This is a genomic window from Rhodospirillaceae bacterium, assembly GCA_028819475.1.
Lineage (GTDB): Bacteria > Pseudomonadota > Alphaproteobacteria > Bin65 > Bin65 > Bin65.
This window is the reverse complement of record JAPPLJ010000008.1, coordinates 135,494-152,792: the sequence shown is the minus strand read 5'-3', so window position 1 is coordinate 152,792 and position 17,299 is coordinate 135,494. Positions and strand designations below refer to the sequence as shown.

Below are 17,299 nucleotides of genomic sequence, written 5' to 3'. Positions count from 1 at the left end.
CCCCCCCCCCCCCCCCCCCCCCCCCCCCCCCCCCCCCCCCCCCCCCCCCCCGGGGCGGGGGCCCGCCCCCCCCCCCCCCCGCGTCCGCCGCCGCGCCGATGTCGGGTTCAAGGTCTGCGGCGACGCCAACGGACCCCTCCCCCTAACCCCCTCCCCCAAGGGGAGGGGGGACGCATTGAAGCCCAGAATTTGGCCGGAAACGGAGAAACATGACGAATCATGACATTTCCTGACGCCTGCCCAAAGCCGCCTTTCCGGCGCCGCGGTCGCGCCGCCGCCGCGCGGCCGTCCGATGTCGGCAATTTGGGAAATTATACACACCTTGTTTTTGTTGGGCATAAATTCCGGAACGGAAATGGCGGATTTCTGCGGATTCCACGCCGGAAAAAGCGGATCGGTGGCGAAAAAAACGCGAAAGATAGACCGGTCTGTCTCAGAATTGAGGCCGGGCTGCGGATGCGCAACGGAGGAGGATACCGCCACGAATCATGACGAATCATGACATTTCATGACGCATCGGCATATCCCGCAGGGTGCCCCGTCCGGCTGCGGAAGCGGGCCGGCGGTTACGCTGCTGCCGGCAGCGCGGCCTCCAGCTTTCCGATGTCGCCGATGTCCGGGCAGCCGGTCTGGGCCTGGAAGCGGTCGAGTTCGTCGCGCAGGATATCGAGCGAACGGGCGGCGCCGGGCCGGCCGGCGGCGGCGACGCCGTACAGCGTCGCACGGCCGACCAGCGTGAAGTCGGCGCCGAGCGCCAGCGCCCGGCCGATATGGGAGCCGCGCCGGATGCCGCTGTCCAGGATCAGGGCCATCTCCGGCCCGACGGCGGCGCGGATCGCGGGCAGGACGCTGACCGGCGCCGGCGCGGCATCGAGCTGCCGCCCGCCGTGATTCGAGACGATGATGCCGTTCACCCCCAGCGCCTTCGCGCGGGCGGCGTCGGCGGCGGATTGCAGCCCCTTCAGGATGAAAGGCCTGTCCCAGGCGTCGCGAAGCCAGGCGAGATCGTCCCAGGTCAGGGTCTGCGAGATCCGCGCCACCATGAAGGCCGCCAGCGTCCCGGCGGTGGCGCCCTCCGGGGCGTAGGCGGCGATGGTGGCGAGGCGCGGCGCCGGACCGGCGAGGAAGCGCAGCGCCCAGCGCGGATGCAGGGCGCCGTCGAGCACCGTTTTCGGCGTCATCCTGAACGGCACGCTGAAGCCGTTGCGCAGGTCGCGCTCGCGCTTGCCGGGCCATGGCGCGTCGACGGTGAGCACCAGCGCCTGCGCGTCCGCCTCGCGCGCCCGGCGGATCAGGTCCAGGTTGGTTTCCCGGTCGCTCTGGGCGTAGAGCTGGAACCAGAACCGGCCCTCGGTCGCCCTGCCGATATCCTCGATCGATGTCGTCGCTGCGGTGCTGACGATATAGGGCACGTTGGCCGCCAGGGCGGCGCGCGCCAGGCACAGGTCCGCGTCGGGCCACAGCAGGTTGCTCATGCCGGTCGGCGCGATCCCGACCGGGCGGTCCCAGGTCTGCCCGAACAGGTCCTTCTTCTGGCTTCGCTCGCGGATATCGACCAGGTAGTTCGGCGTTACCTGCACGGCGTCGAGCGCATCGGTGTTTCGCGCCTTGCCCAGCTCGTCTTCGGCGGCGCCGTCGACGAAATCGAAGATCACCCTGGGCAGCCGGCGCTGCGCCGCCTCGCGCATGTCGGCAATCGTCAAAATGCGGGAAAGTCCGGCCATCCTTACCGCCGGCGCCCCGGCCGGCCACCTGTTCCGGGAAATCTGCGAGTGTCCTGCCATGCCGACCGTGCCGCACGCCAGCCTCAAAATCGCCGTCAAGGCCATGCTCGCCGCGATGGGCAGCGGCGACGCCGAAGCGGAAATCGTGGCCGATCATCTGGTCGAGGCCAATTTGAAAGGCCATGACAGCCACGGCGTCGGCATGATGCCGCTTTATGTGCGGAACTGGCAGGCCGGCACGCTCGCCCTCAACCGGCCGCTCGAGACCCTGCGCGACGACGGGCCGTTCCTGGTCTGCGACGCCGGCGGCGGTCACGGCCAGGTCGCGGCGCTGGAAATCACCCGGCGGACGGTCGAACGGGCGCGGGAGCTGGGCGTCGCGGTCAGCGGCCTGATCCTGGCGCACCATATCGGGCGGGTCGGCACCTATGGCGAGGCCTGCGCCGATGCCGGCATGGTCTCCATCCAGTTCGTCAATGTCGGCGGCCACGAGGCGACCGTCGCGCCGTTCCGCGGCGCCGACGCCCGGTTCCTGACCAACCCGGTCTGCATCGCCGTGCCCGCCGCCGGAGACAAGCCGGCGATCGTCCTGGATTTCGCCACCAGCAAGGTCGCGCTCGGCAAGGTCCGGGTCGCCATGAACGAAGGCCGCCGGATGGACGACGGCCTGCTGATCGACAGCGCCGGCCGGCCGACGGACGATCCCTCGGTCATGTTCACCGATCCGACCGGCGCCATGACGCCGATGGGCGATCACAAGGGCTACGGGCTCGCGCTGATGGCCGAACTGCTGGGCGCGGCGCTCACCGGCGGCATGACGATCCGGCCGGAGCGCGGGCGCGACGCCGGCATCCGCAACAACATGCTCACCATCGTCATCGATCCGGAGCGGCTGGCCGGTCGCGGGCCGTTCCTCGCCGAAGCCGCCGCCGTGGTCGATTGGGTCAAGGCTTCGCCGCCGGCCGACCCGTCCGAGCCGGTGCTGGTCGCGGGCGAGCCGGAGCGCCTGCACAAGGCCGAACGCAGCCGCGCCGGCATCGGGATCGACGAAACGACGTGGTCCGAATTGCAGGCCGCTGCGACAGCGACCGGGCTGGGCGCTGCGCGGTTCTCGGAGCTTGCAGGCGCCGGATGATCGGACCTCGCGGGCGTGACGCAGGGCACCGCCGCCGTTCTGTGCAGCGCGGGATTGCACATCGGCCGCCCGTTCCGCATATTCCCAAGACGGGTTGCTGCCGTTCGAGGCTCCGAATGCGTATTCTTCCATTGCCGATCCTGGCGCCGCTGTCCGCAATGCTGCTCGGCGCCTGCGCGTCCACCGGCGGCGTCTTCTCGTCTGCCGAAGTGGCGCAGTGCGAAAAGGCGCTGGCGGTGCTGGTCCGGACCGGCCCCAACACCGCAAAATACAGTGTGGACGACAGCGCCGAGGCCGCGCGGACGGTCGACGGTCAAAAGGTCACCGACGTGACGCTGACCTATATCCAGAACAATACCCGCAAGCTGGCCAGCTGCTTCTACCCGCGCGGCCGGAAAGTTGCGGTCGGCTACGTCTTCGAGGGCCAGCGCCTGTCGGACGCCGCCACGGCGGCGGTCAACCGGCAGCTTTGAGGGGCGGCCGCCGCTTATACCACGCCTTTGCAGCGCAGCGCGGCAACCGCCGCTTCGTCCAGTTCCAGCAGTTCGCCGAGCACCTCTTCGGTATGCTCGCCGACGGTCGGCGCCGGGCGCGTGTATTCCGGCGGCGTCTTCGACAGCTTGAGCGGGCTGGCGATGTAGGGTTCGGCCTTGCCGGTCGCGCTGTGGGGAATCTCCACGACCATGTCGCGCGAGCGGACCTGCGGATCGTCGAAGGTCTCGCCGATGCTGTTGACCGGCGCCACCGGCACGCCGAGCGGCGGCAGGCCCTCGAGCCAATGGCTGCGCGGAAGCCCGCGGGTCAGCGCCGAGACCGCCTCGACACAGGCGGCCCGGTTGCGCACCCTGAGCGCGTTGGTCGTAAATCGCGGATCCTCGGCCAGCTCCGGCGCGTCGGCGAATCGGGCAAACGCGACGAACTGCCGGTCCGTCCCGACGGCCAGGATGAAGCGCCCGTCCGACGCCGGGAATGCCTGGTAGGGCACGATCGAGACATGGGCCGAGCCCCAGGCCCTGGGCGATTCGCCGGTGTGCAGATAGTTCATGCCCTCGTTGACCAGCCAGGCGACCTGGGAATCGAGCAGGGCCATGTCGAGGTGCTGTCCCTCGCCGGTGCGGTCGCGATGGCGCAGCGCGGCCAGGATTCCGACGTTGCAGTAAAGGCCGCACATCAGGTCGGCCACGCCGACGCCGACTTTGCACGGCTCTTGGCTCTCCGGTCCGGTGATCGACATGATGCCGCCGGTCGCCTGGATGACCAGGTCGATGCCGCTGCGCGGGGCGTACGGGCCCGTATGGCCGAAGCCGGTGAGCGAGCAGTAGATCAAACCCGGAAATTCGTCCTTGAGATCGTCGTAGGCGAGGCCGTATTTCGCCAGCGCGCCGGTCTTGTAGTTCTCGAACAGGATATCGCACTGCGCGATCATGCGCCGGGCCAGGCCCTGCCCTTCCGGCGTCGCCAGGTTGATCGTGACCGAGCGCTTGTTGCGGTTCGCCGCGTTGAAATAGACGCTGTCGTTGAGGAGTTCTTCGCCGTCTGCGTCCTTCAGGAAGGGCGGGCCCCAGCCGCGCACGTCGTCGCCGGTGCCGGGCCGCTCGACCTTGATGACGTCGGCGCCGAGGTCGGCCAGAACCTGGGTCGCGGTCGGCCCGGCGAGGATGCGGGTCAGGTCGAAAACGCGGAGTCCTTCCAGCGGACCGGGCATGCGGGTTTCCCATCGGGTTGCGGAGCGTGGTGGCGGCGAGGACGGCAGGGCGCTTATAGGCAAGCCCCGGAACCGGCGCAACGGCGGGGCGGTTGCAACGACTGTTGGCGCGAAATCCGCGCATGGCGCACGATAGGGCAATGCCGTCAGAACCGTTCGCTTCGGAGCGGCGCTCTTCATCATTGCCGACACCGGGCCGCTCGGTCGCCGGGGTCGACGGCTGCCGGGCGGGCTGGGTCATGGTCCGGCGCGATGCGGCCGACCGCTTCGCCGCGCCGCTCGTCGTCGCCGCGCTGGACGACCTGCCGGAGACCGACATGGTCGTGATCGACATCCCGATCGGCCTGCCGGAGAGCGGCCGGCGGGCCTGCGACCTGGAAGCGCGCGCCATGCTCGGCCCGCGGCGCAGCAGCGTGTTCACCGGCGTGCGCCGGACCCTGCTCGCCATGAGCAGCTACGAATCGGCCAACGCCTGGGGCAAGGATGACGGAGAAGGGCTGACCAGGCAGATGTGGAACATCCTTCCCAAGATTCGCGAGGTCGATATCTGGATCACGCCGGCGCGCAGCCGGACCTTCCGCGAAGGCCACCCCGAACTGGCGTTTGCCGGCGTTTCGGGACGGCCGATGGCCCATTACAAGAAAACGCCGGAGGGCGAGGCGGAACGGCTTGACGCGCTCGCCGGCTTCATCGACCGGGATACGGTGCTCGAATGGCTCAAGGCGGCGCGCGGCTCGGGCGCGGCGCGGGACGATATCGTCGATGCGCTGGCGCTGTGCCGTTCCGCCGCCCGGGTCCTTCTGGGCCGTCACGGGCAGTTGCCCGCCGATCCGCCGAAAGACGCCCGCGGCCTGCCGATGGAAATGGTGTTCTGAATTTCTCTGGCCCGAATCTTTCCGGTCTGAATTTCTCCGGCCGCGGGACTCGGCGTTCTTGCCATCCGGGGACGCTCCCAGCACAATCCGGTATCGAACCATCAAGGGAGGCTTCCGCCATGAACCGCCGCGATATCCTCAAAGCCGGGGCCGTGGGCGCCGGCGTCTATGCGCTCGCGTCCGCCGGGGCCCGGGCCGCCGGCAAGGCGAAGCCGGCCTTCGTGCTGGTGCACGGCTCCTGGCACGGCGCCTGGACCTGGAACGAGATGACGATCCGGCTCGCCAAGGCCGGTCACGCCGCCTTCGCCGTGGATCTGCCCGGCGCCGGCTCCCGCACCCGGTTTCCCGCCTCGTTCCTGAAGCGCCCGCTCGACAAGAAGGCCTTCGCCACCGAAGTCTCGCCGGTCGCCAAGGTCACCCAGGCGCAGCGCACCGCCCATGTCGTCGACGTGGTGAAGAGCGCTGCCGGCGTCGGCAACGGCAAGGTGGTGCTGGTCGGCCATTCCTGGGGCGGCAACACGATCTCGGCCGTCGCCGAGGCGGTTCCCGACCTGATCCATTCCGTCGTCTACCTTACCGCCTTCATGCTGCGCGGCGGCATGTCACCGGGCGAGATGCTCGGCGATCCCAGCTTCAAGGCCGGCAAGGTGCTGCCGCTGGTGATGGGCGATCCGGCCAAGATCGGCGCGCTGCGGATCGATCCCAGATCGTCCGATCCCGCCTACGTCGCCGCGGCGAAGGAAGCGTTCTATGCCGACGTGACCGACGGCCATTTCGCGGCGATCGCCAATCTGCTGCATTGCGACGAGGTTGCCCAGACGGTCGGCGTCAAATCGCCGGTCACGCCGGAGAAATTCGGCAAGGTCGCCCGCCACTACATCCATCTGGCCGAGGACCGGGCGATCCCGGCGGCGGCGCAGGACAGGATGGTCGAACTGGTCGACGGGTCCGGCATCGGCGGCAAGACCGTCGTGCACCGGATGGGCGGCAGCCATTCACCCTTCTACGCCCAGCCGGACGCCCTGCTGGAGGTGTTCCGCAAGACGGCAGCGTGACGGCGCTCCATCCCGACGTACCGCGGACGGCCGAGACCCGGCCGCCCGCGAGCGCCCGGACAAAGCGGGGACATCCGCCATGCTGACCTTGTACGGCTATTACCGCTCGTCCGCCGCCTACCGGATGCGGATCGCGCTCAATCTCAAGGGCCTCGAATACCGCAAGGTCTCGATCCACCTGCGCAACGGTGCGCAGTATGCCGAGGACTATGGCCGGCTCAACCCGCAGCATCAGGTGCCGACGCTCGAGACGGACGACGGCGATCTGCTGGTCCAGTCGCCGGCAATCTTCGAATGGCTGGAGGAAACCTTCCCGGAACCGCCGCTGCTCCCCGCCGATCCGCTCGGAAAGCAGCGGGTGCGTGCGATGGCGGCGGTGCCGGGCTGCGATATCCACCCGATCGGCAACCTGCGGGTGCTGCAATATCTGCAAGACGAACTGGGCCAGGATCAGGAGGCGGTGACGGCCTGGGCGCGGCACTGGATCGAGCTCGGTTTCGCCGGGCTCGAACGCATGCTGGCCGGCCATCCGGCAACCGGCACTTTCTGCCACGGCGAAACGCCGACGATGGCGGACGTCTTCCTGGTCCCGCAATTGTTCAACGCCGCCCGTTTCGGCGCGGACATGGACCGCTTTCCGACGATTCGCCGCATCGGGGAAGCCTGCAACGCGCACGACGCCTTTGAGCGCGCCGCGCCCGGCAATCAGGAGGACGCCGAGTAGCGCGCGGCTTTGCCTGACCGGGGGAACGTGGTTAAACAGGCCGGACAATCGGCAACCGCCGTCCGCCGCCGCAACCGATCCGGAGTTGCGCTGCAACGGCAAAGTGCGCAGGCCCGAACCGCATGTCCGCCCCCGACGTTCCGCTTTCCGCTTCCATCCCCGAGGCCCTGACGTTCGACGACGTCCTGCTGCAACCCGGCCGGTCGGACGTTTTGCCCGCGGAAACCGGGACCGGCACCCGGCTCACCCGGTCGATCCGGCTGGGAATTCCCCTGATCTCGGCGGCGATGGATACGGTCACCGAACACAAGCTTGCCATCGCCATGGCCCAGGCGGGCGGCATCGGCGTTCTGCACAAGAATATGGAGCCGGCGGACCAGGCCGGCGAAGTCCGCAAGGTCAAGAAATACGAATCGGGCATGGTGGTGAACCCGGTCACGGTCACGCCCGACAAGACGCTGGCCGACGTGCTGCATCTGATGAACCGCCACAGGATCTCGGGCGTTCCGGTGGTCGAGCGCGGCAACGGCCGTCTGGCCGGGATCATCACCCACCGGGATGTGCGCTTCGCCGACAATCCGCAGCAGCCGGTGCGCGAGCTGATGACCAGCGAAGACCTGGTCACCGTGGCCGAATCGGTCGATCGGGCCGAAGCCAAGCGCCTGCTGCACAAGCACCGGATCGAGAAGCTGCTGGTGGTGGACGAGGACGGCATCTGCACCGGACTGGTCACGGTCAAGGACATCGACAAGGCCGAACGCCATCCGAACGCCTGCAAGGACGAACGGGGGCGGCTGCGGGTCGCGGCGGCGACGGGCGTTGGCGAGGCCGGGCTGGAACGGGCCGAAGCCCTGCTCGACGCCGGCGTGGACGTGCTGGTCGTCGATACCGCGCACGGCCATTCCGAGGGCGTTCTGGCGGCGGTGAAGCGGATCCGGAGGCTGAGCAACGCCACGCAACTGGTCGCCGGCAACGTCGCGACGGCCGACGGCGCGAAAGCCCTGATCGATGCGGGCGCCGACGCCGTGAAGGTCGGTATCGGGCCGGGATCGATCTGCACCACAAGAATGGTCGCGGGCGTCGGCGTGCCCCAGTTGACGGCTGTCATGGAGTGCGCCGAAGCCTGCGCGGCGGTGGACGTTCCGGCGATCGCCGACGGCGGCATCAAATATTCCGGCGATCTGGCCAAGGCGATCGCCGCCGGCGCGTCCGTCGCAATGATCGGCTCGCTGTTCGCCGGCACGGACGAAGCGCCGGGCGAGGTCTTCCTCTACCAGGGCCGGTCCTACAAGAGCTATCGCGGCATGGGTTCGGTCGCGGCCATGGCGCGCGGCTCGGCCGACCGCTATTTCCAGCAGGAAATCGCCGAGCCGCTCAAGCTGGTGCCCGAAGGCATCGAAGGACAGGTGCCCTACAAGGGGCCGCTCTCCGCCGTGCTGCATCAACTGGTCGGCGGCCTTCAGGCGGCGATGGGCTATACCGGCAGCCGGACGATCGCCGAGTTGCAGCGCAACGCCCGGTTCCAGCGCATCACCGGCGCCGGTCTGCGCGAGAGCCACGTCCACGACGTGACGATTACCCGCGAAGCGCCCAACTATCGCGGGTTCTAGACGAGCGGCATGACCCCGGGCGGGCGCGTCCAGGCGGCGATCGAAATCCTCGACGCCATCCTCTCGCCACCGGCCGGGCGGGAGCGGACGCCAGCCCACGCGGTCGTCGCTGGATACACCCGGAAGCGCCGCTATATCGGATCGAAAGACCGCCGGGCAATCACAGGTCTGGTATGGCAGGCGTTGCGTTACCGGGGCCGGGCGCTGTGGGCTAACGGACAGGAAAGGCTGTCCGGCCGGGACCTCGCCGTCGCAGCGCTGGCTGGTGCATCGGGTCTTTCCGAAGCGGAAATGGACGGCCTGTTCGGCGGTTCGGCCTACGGCCCGCAGGGGTTGAACGCATCGGAGAGGGCATTGGCCGATGCCGTGCGCGCGGCGTCCGGGCCGCCGCCCTGGGCTGTTGCCAACATGCCGGACTGGCTGGCTGCCGAAGCCGAACCGGTGCTCGGCACCTCCGGTCCGGCAGGTTGGCGGGTGCTCGCGGAAGAGGCGCCGGCGACCATGCGGGTCAACACGCTCAAGGCCGCCCGCGAAGCCTGTCTGGCCGCGTTGCGGAACGCCGGCGTCGATGCCGTTCCGACGGCGCTTGACCCGCTCGGAATCCGATTGCTGAGCCGGGTGAACCTGGCGCAATTGGCGGCTGTCCGGGAAGGCTGGCTGGAAAGCCAGGACGAAGGTTCCCAGATTGCAGCGGCCCTGGTCGCTGCCCGACCGGGTATGCGCGTGCTCGACTATTGTGCGGGCGGCGGCGGCAAAAGCCTGGCGCTCGCTGCCGCTATGGCGAATGAGGGCAGGATCGTCGCGACCGATACCGATCCCGACCGTCTGGCCCCGCTGTCCCGCCGGGCGCGGCGCGCCGGCGCGACGATCATCGAGACCCGGACCATCGAACCGGGCGATCCGGTCGAAGCCGGCGGGTTCGACCGTGTATTGGTCGATGCGCCGTGCAGCGGCAGCGGCGCTTGGCGCCGCCAGCCTGAAGCGCCGTGGCGTCTCGACCGCGAGCGCTACGATGCGCTGCAGACCGACCAGTTTGGAATTTTGACCGCGGCGGCTCCGGCGGTCGCGCGCGGCGGCCGCCTCGTCTATGCGACCTGCTCCGTCTTTCCGGCCGAAAACGATGCGGTCGTGGGACGGTTCCTCCGCAGTAATCCGGCGTTCGCGCCCCTTGCGGTCGGCGATATCTGGCCGGCGGTCCTTGGCGCAGCGGCGCCGGCCGCCGCCATCGCCGGCAACGCTGTCCGGCTCCTGCCCCATATTGCGTCGACTGACGGATTCTTCGTCGCCGTCATGGAACGGACGCGGCAGTGACAACGCATGATCGCTTCCGGATCGAACGGGCCCGGCCGGCGGACGCCGGTGGGCTCGCCCGGGTCTATGTCGAGACCTGGCGGGCGGCCTATGCCGGCCTGGTCCCGGACCGGGTTCTCGTGTCGATGCAGGAATCGGTCCACGAAGCACGGTTCGCCCGCTGGATCGGTCAGCAAACGGACAGGCAATTCATTCTTGTTTGCCGGGTGCCTGACCGCGGTGTCGTCGGCCTTTGCAGCGCCGGGCCCGCGCGGGGCGGGCCGGAGGCGCAAGGCGAAATCTATCTGCTCTATGTCGACCATGACTGGCAGAACCGGGGCATCGGCCGGTCCCTGCTGCGCGCGGCGTTGCGCGGGCTGCGCGCCGGCGGCTACAGCCGGGCGATGCTGTGGGTGCTGTCCGGCAACCCGTCGCGCTTCTTCTACGAGGCGGCCGGCGGAGTGCGGACAGCCGAACGGACCGAACGGCTGTGGGGCACGGACCTGAAGGAAATCAGCTATACTTGGCGTGACCTGAGCGAAGCCTGAAGCGGCGAGAAACTCGCCCGTGGCCCGCCCAAGCCCGCCGCTGCTATAAGCCCGTCCAAACGACAATTTCCCGGCCGCCGACACCGCCATGACCGACCGCGTCCTTATTCTCGATTTCGGCTCGCAGGTGACGCAATTGATCGCCCGCCGGGTCCGGGAATCCGGCGTCTATTCGGAGATTCACCCGTTCAGTATCGGCGAAGCGGCGATCCGCCAATTCGGCGCGGCGGCCATTATCCTGTCCGGTGGCCCGGCCTCGGTGGCGGCGGAAGGCACGCCCGCCGCGCCCCCGGTCGTCTTCGAGCTCGACCTGCCGGTGCTCGGCATCTGCTACGGCGAGCAGACCATGGTCGATATCCTGGGCGGTGCCGTCGAATCCTCCGATCACCGCGAATTCGGCCGGGCGTCGCTGCGCGTCGAGGCCGGCTGCGCGTTGTTTGACGGGGTCTGGCAGCCGGGCGAGACCCACCAGGTGTGGATGAGCCACGGCGACCGGGTGATTTCCCTGCCCGAAGGGTTCCGGGCCGTCGGCACCAGCGAGGGGGCACCCTTCGCCGCCATCGCCGACGAGGCTCGGCGCTTTTACGGCGTCCAGTTCCATCCGGAGGTCGTGCACACGCCTTCGGGCGCGCACCTGCTGAGGAATTTCACACACTTGATCGCGGGCTGCGCCGGCGACTGGACGATGGCGGCGTTCCGGGAGCAGGCGATCGAGCGGGTCCGCGCCCAGGTCGGCCGCGGGCGCGTGATCTGCGGCCTGTCGGGCGGCGTCGACTCGTCGGTCGTCGCCGTGCTTCTGCACGAGGCGATCGGCGAACAGCTCACCTGCATCTTCGTCGATCACGGCCTGCTGCGGTTGGGTGAGGCGGAACAGGTCATCGAACTGTTCCGCAACCACTACAACATCCCGCTGATCCATCGCGAGGCGTCGGGCCCGTTCCTCGATGCGCTGGACGGCATCGAAGACCCGGAAGCCAAGCGCAAGATCATCGGCGGCCTGTTCATCGACGTGTTCGAGGAGGAGGCGAAGGCGATCGGCGGCGCCCGGTTCCTGGCCCAGGGCACGCTCTATCCCGACGTCATCGAATCGGTTTCGGCGACCGGCGGGCCGAGCGCCACCATCAAATCGCACCACAATGTCGGCGGGCTGCCGGCGCGGATGAACATGGCGCTGGTCGAGCCGGTGCGCGACCTGTTCAAGGACGAGGTCCGGGCGCTTGGCCGCGACCTCGGGCTGCCCGAGGCCTTCATCCGGCGCCATCCGTTCCCCGGCCCCGGCCTCGCCATCCGCATCCCCGGCCGGGTGACGCGCGAGAAGGCCGATCTGCTGCGCCGCGCCGACGCCATCTACCTGGAGGAAATCCGCAACGCCGGGTTGTACGACGAAATCTGGCAGGCCTTCGCCGCGCTGCTGCCGGTGCGCGCGGTCGGCGTCATGGGCGACGAGCGCACCTACGACTGGGTCTGCGCCCTGCGCGCCGTGACCTCGACCGACGGCATGACGGCGGACAGCTACGCCTTCTCCCACGATTTCCTCAGCCGCACCGCGACGCGTATCGTCAACGAAGTCCCCGGCATCAGCCGCGTCGTCTACGACGTGACCTCCAAGCCGCCGGGGACCATAGAGTGGGAATAGGGACTGCTCAGGCGCTCACGGCCCGACCTTCTCGGCGCGCATCTGGCTGCCTGCCGGACGGTTGCGGCCGCACTGGTTGCACCGGCAGATGCAGAAGATAAAGAACGGATGAGCATGTGGGCTGCGCGCCATATCCCTCCGGTTATGCCGCACGCGCGCTGAACCCGCCGTCGACCGTCAGTTCGGCGCCGGTGATGTAGCGGGCGTCGTCGCTGGCGAGGAACACGGCGGCGTGGCCGACGTCCCAGCCGTCGCCCATATAGCCGGTCGGGCACTGGGCGTTGCGCGCCTCGGCCATCCGTTCGAGATCGCCGCCGCCATAGGTCTCCTTGAGCGGCTCGACGACCATGGGCGTATCCATCAGGCCAGGCAGGATGGCGTTGGCGCGGATGCCCCGGCCGGCATATTCCACGGCGATCGTCCGGGTCAGCGGCAGGATCGCGCCCTTGGTCACGGAGTAGTGGATATAAGGCACGCCGAGCCAGCGAATGCCGGCGATCGAGGCAACGTTGACGATGGCGCCCCGGCCGATCTTGCGGCCGCGGGCGTCGGTGCGGAATTCGTTGCGTTCCATGACCGGCAGGACGGCGCGGCAGGTCAGGAACATGCTTTTCAGGTTGACGTCGTGAAACCGGTCCCACTCCGCGTCGCTCAGCTCGGCGGTCGGTTTGGGTGCGACGACGCCGACATTGTTGTGCAGTACGTCGATCCGGCCGAACCGGTCGAGGCAGACCTCGACCATCGTCTGGACCTGCCTGGTCCGGCTGACATCCGCCGTGCAGGCTTCGGCAATGCCGCCCTCTCCGGCGATGATGCCGGCCGTTTCCGCCGCGGCTTCCGGGTTGATATCGACAGCCAGCACTTTCGCCCCTTCTCTGGCGTAAAGCACCGCCGCCGCCTTGCCGTTGCCCCAGCCCCGCCCGATCGATCCGGCGCCGGAAACGACAACGACCCTGTCCTGCAGCTTGCCGCTCATGGCACAGTCCTTCCTCTCGACGCGGTTTCGGGAATGGCTAGCCGACACCGGCGCCCGCGGGCAAGGGCGCAGCCCCGGGTTCAGCGGTGGAGCAGGGCACTCCCGTTGCCGCCGAGAATTCCGGCGATGTCCGCTTCCGGCAGTCCCGACGACCGGATCGCCTTCACGGTGCGTTGCGTATCGAAAATCGGATGGTCGGTGCCCAGCAGGACGCGCCCGGCGCCGAATGTGCCCGCGGCCAGCGCAATCGATCTCGGGCCGAAACTGGACGTATCGACATAGATCCGGCTCATGCGGCTTGACGGCAGCGGCGCGTCAGGCGTGCGGCGTGCGGAGACATGATCCATACGCTCGACCATCATCGGCACCGATCCGCCCAGATTGGCGACCTGGACTGTGATCTCCGGGAATGCGTCGAGGAAATCCGTCAGCGTCAGGGTGACGGTTACCGCGCTCAGCCGGGCCTGCACGTCCAGTACGATGTGGCGCAGATTGGTGTTGTCGCCGAAGTCGGGCGGCGGACCGGCGCCGCCGGGCGGCACCGGGCCGGGATGGATGAAGACATGGGCCCTGCGTGCGTTCGCAGCCTCGAGCAGCGGCGCCCAAGCCTCGGCCTCGCGGCGGGTAAGAAAAGCATCGGCCGGCAGGATCGCGCCGACGAACCCGGTGATATCCATTGCCCGCGCCAGCTCTTCGACCGCCGCCGCCGGATCGGCCAGTGGCAGGGCGGCCAGGCCCGAAAAGCGATCCGGCAGGTCCGCCATGAGCCCGGCGAGGGCGTCGTTGAACCGGCGGACCAGAGGGGCGGCCTCGTCCGCGGGGAGGCTATCGATCCCGAACAGGCCGGGCAGTGAAAGAACCTGCCGCGACACGCCGTGCCGGTCCATGAATTCGAGGCGGGCGCCGGACTCGAACAAGGCCGGGGTGACCGGCAGGACCTCGCGATGAACGTCGAGCCGCTCGCCCTCCGGGCCGCCGACGATGCGCGGCGGCTGCGCGCGCGCCCGCAGCGCATCGGCCAGTTGCGGCGGCAGCCAGTGGACGTGCCAGTCAACGATCATGGCGGAAACCGGCATGCCGGCTGCGCGAATGGTCGATGTCCGATTGAAGAGGGCCGGTGCCGGCGGTTTGCGGCGGCGCGGCACGCGCCTCGGCGCGGTACAGGATGGCGATGGCCACCGAGATCGCCAAGATGAGAAGGAGTTTCCGCATGGGCCGAACCGATCGTGCAGCCTCTACCACGAAGAATTACAGGAATTCGAGCTGCGGCAAAATTGCCGTTCAATTGCGGCAAAGTTCGTAAAGAGCAACTGCCGCAGCGTTTGAGACGTTCAAGCTATCGATCAGGTTAACGCAATTTGCGTAATTTGCATACTGCATGGGTATGCGAACGAGAATATTGCAATTTTCCTTGGTCAGCCGCCGGAGCCCCTGACCTTCTGCGCCGAGTACGAGCGCCGTTCTTGAATTGCCGTCCGCGAGGCCGGTCCCGGCGAGTGTCGCCTCCGCGCTTCCGTCCAGGCCGGCGACCCACCAGCCGGCGTCCCGGATTATCGCCAGGGCCCGGGCGAGGTTGGCGACCCGCACCCACGGCACGAGGTCGAGCGCTCCGGCGGCGGCCTTGGCCAGCGCGCCCGATTCCGGCGGGGCGTGGCGGTCGGCGGTGATCAGCGCCGCCGCCCCGAACACCACGCAGGATCGCAGGATCGCGCCGACATTGTGCGGGTCCGTCACCCGGTCGAGCACGACGATCGGGCCGGCCGGCGCTTCGGAGGCGAGAATTGCGTCGAGCGGAACCCGCCGAAGCGGCTCGACGGCTACCGCCACACCCTGATGAACTGCACCGTCGGGCAGCCGGGCGGCGAGTTGCGCCGCCGTCACCGTCGACCACGCGAAATCCGGTTTTCGGAATCGCGAATCTCCAAGTTCCCCCTGCGCCGAAGGGGTCGCCCATCCGGCGGCGACCCGCCGCGCGGGATTGGCGAGCGCCGCCCGGACCGCGTGCGTGCCCCACAGCATGAGCGGTTGTCTTGGCGCCTTCACCCGCGCGGCAGCGGGGCCCTGCCGGGCCGGCCCCGACCTAGCTGCGACGCCGTGTTGCGGCCGGGTTTTTTGCCTGCCCGGGTACTTGCTTTTTGCCATGGAATCGCATAGTAGCGGCGACCGGAACGCAAACAAGCTGCAGGAACGGCGGCCGGAGTGCGATGGCGGCGGCTTCTGCGGCTCGTTTTGCGTCTGGATGCGTTGACATCCGGCAAGCGGATTCCAAATGGCGTTACCCGGATTTCCGGTTCTTTCAGGATGCCGGCCAGTATACCGGCGCAGGGCCGGTCTTGTCGCGGAGGGGTGCCCGAGTGGTTAAAGGGGACGGGCTGTAAACCCGTTGGCTTAGCCTACGTTGGTTCGAATCCAACCCCCTCCACCAACGCCATCCAGCCGCGGTGCGCCGGAGCGCCGGTTGCGGGTGTAGCTCAATGGTAGAGCCCCAGCCTTCCAAGCTGGTTATGCGGGTTCGATTCCCGTCGCCCGCTCCAGTTGACGGTCTGCCGGATCGTTCGTCGTCAAACGTGGCGGCCGCCGAAGCGCGGCGGGCCATAGGAGAATCGGAAATGCCGGCACTGCCCGGCCGGTGCGCCGCAGGGCGGCAGAGCCCGTGAGAACAGGAAACAGGCGACCATGTCGAAAGAGAAGTTTGAGCGTACGAAGCCGCATGTGAATGTGGGTACGATCGGCCATGTGGATCATGGCAAGACGACGCTGACGGCTGCGATTACGAAGGTGATGTCGGAGACGTTGGGCGGGACGGAGGCGGTATCGTTCGACCAGATCGACAAGGCGCCGGAGGAGCGCGAGCGCGGGATTACGATAGCGACGGCGCATGTCGAGTATGAGACGTCGAACCGCCACTATGCCCATGTCGATTGTCCGGGCCATGCGGATTACGTGAAGAACATGATCACGGGCGCGGCGCAGATGGACGGGGCGATCCTGGTGGTGTCTGCGGCGGACGGCCCGATGCCGCAGACGCGCGAGCATATCCTTCTGGCGCGCCAGGTCGGGGTTCCGGCGATCGTGGTCTATCTGAACAAGGTGGACCAGGTTGACGACGAGGAGCTTCTGGAGCTTGTCGAGCTGGAGGTCCGGGAGCTTTTGTCGAGCTACGAGTTTCCGGGCGACGACCTTCCGGTGGTGATGGGCTCTGCGCTGGCGGCGCTGGAGGGCCGGGACGACGGCATCGGCAAGGACAAGATCATCGAGCTGATGGCGGCGGTGGACGAGTACATTCCGCAACCCGAGCGTCCGGTGGACCAGGCGTTTCTGATGCCGATCGAGGATGTGTTTTCGATCTCGGGCCGGGGCACGGTGGTGACGGGCCGTGTCGAGCGCGGCGTGGTGAAGGTGGGCGACGAGATCGAGATCGTCGGCCTGAAGGAGACGGCGAAGACGACGTGCACGGGCGTGGAGATGTTCCGCAAGCTGCTCGACCAGGGGCAGGCGGGGGACAATGTCGGCGTGTTGCTGCGCGGCACGAAGCGGGACGAGGTGGAGCGCGGCCAGGTCCTGGCGAAGCCGGGCTCGATCACGCCGCACACGGAGTTCACCTGCGAGGCCTATATCCTGACCAAGGAGGAGGGCGGGCGTCACACGGGCTTCTTCTCGAACTACCGTCCGCAGTTCTACTTCCGGACGACGGACGTGACCGGGGCGGTGACGCTTCCGGAGGGCACGGAGATGGTGCTGCCGGGGGACAATGTGCAGATGGACGTGACGCTGATCCAGCCGATCGCGATGGACGAGGGGCTGCGCTTCGCGATCCGCGAAGGCGGACGCACCGTCGGCGCCGGCGTCGTCGCAGCCATCAAGAAATAGCGGGCAGGAAACAACGGGGCACGATTGGGCAGCGCGGCAATCCGTTGGCTTGATTCGGGACCATGAAAGCGTATGTAGACCGCTTCATTTCGGCGTCGGTATCGCGATACAGCGGGCCGACGCCGTTCCTCGACCGGGGGCGGCGCTTCTC

General features: G+C 68.3%; 16 protein-coding genes and 2 tRNA genes. 12 read left to right on the top strand and 6 right to left on the bottom strand.

Features of this window, described 5'->3' with window-relative positions:
• Positions 1 to 566: 566 nt before the first annotated feature.
• Positions 567 to 1,724, bottom strand: coding sequence for an alpha-hydroxy acid oxidase (locus OXM58_02505; GenBank protein MDE0147216.1), 1,158 nt, complete (start codon positions 1,722 to 1,724; stop codon positions 567 to 569).
• A 58-nt stretch (positions 1,725 to 1,782) separates the two neighbouring features.
• Here OXM58_02505 and OXM58_02500 point away from each other — a divergent pair, with 58 nt between their 5' ends.
• Positions 1,783 to 2,859, top strand: a complete 1,077-nt coding sequence (locus tag OXM58_02500) for a malate/lactate/ureidoglycolate dehydrogenase (GenBank protein ID MDE0147215.1) — start codon at positions 1,783 to 1,785, stop codon at positions 2,857 to 2,859.
• A 116-nt stretch (positions 2,860 to 2,975) separates the two neighbouring features.
• Entirely contained in the window at positions 2,976 to 3,332 is a 357-nt protein-coding gene (locus tag OXM58_02495) for a hypothetical protein (GenBank protein MDE0147214.1), read from the top strand.
• A 14-nt stretch (positions 3,333 to 3,346) separates the two neighbouring features.
• Here the strand turns inward: OXM58_02495 and OXM58_02490 are convergent, their stop codons facing one another.
• Positions 3,347 to 4,564 carry a CoA transferase gene (locus tag OXM58_02490; protein MDE0147213.1) on the bottom strand — a complete coding sequence of 406 codons (1,218 nt, stop codon included), beginning with the start codon at positions 4,562 to 4,564 and terminating at the stop codon, positions 3,347 to 3,349.
• Between the two features lie 182 nt (positions 4,565 to 4,746).
• Here OXM58_02490 and OXM58_02485 point away from each other — a divergent pair, with 182 nt between their 5' ends.
• The 7 genes from OXM58_02485 to guaA all read left to right on the top strand — a co-directional run bounded on the left by OXM58_02485 (position 4,747) and on the right by guaA (position 12,302).
• Positions 4,747 to 5,439 (top strand): DUF429 domain-containing protein, encoded by a 693-nt coding sequence (locus tag OXM58_02485; GenBank protein MDE0147212.1) that lies wholly within the window; start codon positions 4,747 to 4,749, stop codon positions 5,437 to 5,439.
• A 119-nt stretch (positions 5,440 to 5,558) separates the two neighbouring features.
• Positions 5,559 to 6,494 carry an alpha/beta fold hydrolase gene (locus tag OXM58_02480; protein MDE0147211.1) on the top strand — a complete coding sequence of 312 codons (936 nt, stop codon included), beginning with the start codon at positions 5,559 to 5,561 and terminating at the stop codon, positions 6,492 to 6,494.
• An 82-nt stretch (positions 6,495 to 6,576) separates the two neighbouring features.
• Entirely contained in the window at positions 6,577 to 7,218 is a 642-nt protein-coding gene (gene maiA, locus OXM58_02475) for a maleylacetoacetate isomerase (GenBank protein MDE0147210.1), read from the top strand.
• A gap of 122 nt (positions 7,219 to 7,340) precedes the next feature.
• On the top strand, positions 7,341 to 8,828 hold the full coding sequence (guaB, locus tag OXM58_02470) for an IMP dehydrogenase (GenBank protein ID MDE0147209.1): 1,488 nt from the start codon (positions 7,341 to 7,343) through the stop codon (positions 8,826 to 8,828).
• Between the two features lie 9 nt (positions 8,829 to 8,837).
• Positions 8,838 to 10,139, top strand: a complete 1,302-nt coding sequence (locus tag OXM58_02465) for an RsmB/NOP family class I SAM-dependent RNA methyltransferase (protein ID MDE0147208.1) — start codon at positions 8,838 to 8,840, stop codon at positions 10,137 to 10,139.
• Positions 10,136 to 10,666, top strand: coding sequence for a GNAT family N-acetyltransferase (locus OXM58_02460; protein ID MDE0147207.1), 531 nt, complete (start codon positions 10,136 to 10,138; stop codon positions 10,664 to 10,666). The genes OXM58_02465 and OXM58_02460 overlap by 4 nt, the downstream gene beginning before the upstream one ends.
• Positions 10,667 to 10,754: 88 nt before the next feature.
• Entirely contained in the window at positions 10,755 to 12,302 is a 1,548-nt protein-coding gene (guaA, locus tag OXM58_02455) for a glutamine-hydrolyzing GMP synthase (GenBank protein MDE0147206.1), read from the top strand.
• 142 nt (positions 12,303 to 12,444) lie between these two features.
• Here guaA and OXM58_02450 read toward each other — a convergent pair whose 3' ends face one another.
• From OXM58_02450 to OXM58_02435, 4 genes are all read right to left on the bottom strand, one after another.
• Complete coding sequence (locus OXM58_02450) at positions 12,445 to 13,278, bottom strand: SDR family NAD(P)-dependent oxidoreductase (GenBank protein MDE0147205.1); 834 nt, start codon at positions 13,276 to 13,278, stop codon at positions 12,445 to 12,447.
• Positions 13,279 to 13,358: 80 nt separating this feature from the next.
• The gene (locus tag OXM58_02445) at positions 13,359 to 14,354 is read right to left on the bottom strand and encodes an amidohydrolase family protein (GenBank protein MDE0147204.1); all 996 of its coding nucleotides are present in this window, start codon (positions 14,352 to 14,354) and stop codon (positions 13,359 to 13,361) included.
• On the bottom strand, positions 14,329 to 14,469 hold the full coding sequence (locus OXM58_02440; GenBank protein MDE0147203.1) for a hypothetical protein: 141 nt from the start codon (positions 14,467 to 14,469) through the stop codon (positions 14,329 to 14,331). The genes OXM58_02445 and OXM58_02440 overlap by 26 nt, the downstream gene beginning before the upstream one ends.
• Before the next feature lie 90 nt (positions 14,470 to 14,559).
• The gene (locus OXM58_02435; GenBank protein MDE0147202.1) at positions 14,560 to 15,297 is read right to left on the bottom strand and encodes an RNA methyltransferase; all 738 of its coding nucleotides are present in this window, start codon (positions 15,295 to 15,297) and stop codon (positions 14,560 to 14,562) included.
• 321 nt (positions 15,298 to 15,618) lie between these two features.
• On the opposite strand from OXM58_02435, the gene OXM58_02430 reads away from it, so the two are divergent.
• From OXM58_02430 to tuf, 3 genes are all read left to right on the top strand, one after another.
• A tRNA-Tyr gene (locus tag OXM58_02430) sits at positions 15,619 to 15,703 on the top strand.
• Positions 15,704 to 15,738: 35 nt separating this feature from the next.
• Positions 15,739 to 15,812: transfer RNA gene (locus tag OXM58_02425), tRNA-Gly, on the top strand.
• Between the two features lie 142 nt (positions 15,813 to 15,954).
• A complete protein-coding gene (tuf, locus tag OXM58_02420; GenBank protein ID MDE0147201.1) occupies positions 15,955 to 17,148 on the top strand; it encodes an elongation factor Tu in 1,194 nt (397 codons plus the stop codon).
• Positions 17,149 to 17,299 lie beyond the last annotated feature (151 nt).

What these genes read in the sequence shown, in the direction of transcription:
- OXM58_02505 (MDE0147216.1), bottom strand. Translation starts at nt 1,724, where the DNA reads ATGGCCGGACTTTCCCGCATTTTGACGATTGCCGACATGCGCGAGGCG.
- OXM58_02500 (MDE0147215.1), top strand. Translation starts at nt 1,783, where the DNA reads ATGCCGACCGTGCCGCACGCCAGCCTCAAAATCGCCGTCAAGGCCATG.
- OXM58_02495 (MDE0147214.1), top strand. Translation starts at nt 2,976, where the DNA reads ATGCGTATTCTTCCATTGCCGATCCTGGCGCCGCTGTCCGCAATGCTG.
- OXM58_02490 (MDE0147213.1), bottom strand. Translation starts at nt 4,564, where the DNA reads ATGCCCGGTCCGCTGGAAGGACTCCGCGTTTTCGACCTGACCCGCATC.
- OXM58_02480 (MDE0147211.1), top strand. Translation starts at nt 5,559, where the DNA reads ATGAACCGCCGCGATATCCTCAAAGCCGGGGCCGTGGGCGCCGGCGTC.
- guaB (MDE0147209.1), top strand. Translation starts at nt 7,341, where the DNA reads ATGTCCGCCCCCGACGTTCCGCTTTCCGCTTCCATCCCCGAGGCCCTG.
- OXM58_02465 (MDE0147208.1), top strand. Translation starts at nt 8,838, where the DNA reads ATGACCCCGGGCGGGCGCGTCCAGGCGGCGATCGAAATCCTCGACGCC.
- guaA (MDE0147206.1), top strand. Translation starts at nt 10,755, where the DNA reads ATGACCGACCGCGTCCTTATTCTCGATTTCGGCTCGCAGGTGACGCAA.
- OXM58_02450 (MDE0147205.1), bottom strand. Translation starts at nt 13,278, where the DNA reads ATGAGCGGCAAGCTGCAGGACAGGGTCGTTGTCGTTTCCGGCGCCGGA.
- OXM58_02445 (MDE0147204.1), bottom strand. Translation starts at nt 14,354, where the DNA reads ATGCCGGTTTCCGCCATGATCGTTGACTGGCACGTCCACTGGCTGCCG.
- OXM58_02435 (MDE0147202.1), bottom strand. Translation starts at nt 15,297, where the DNA reads ATGCTGTGGGGCACGCACGCGGTCCGGGCGGCGCTCGCCAATCCCGCG.
- tuf (MDE0147201.1), top strand. Translation starts at nt 15,955, where the DNA reads ATGTCGAAAGAGAAGTTTGAGCGTACGAAGCCGCATGTGAATGTGGGT.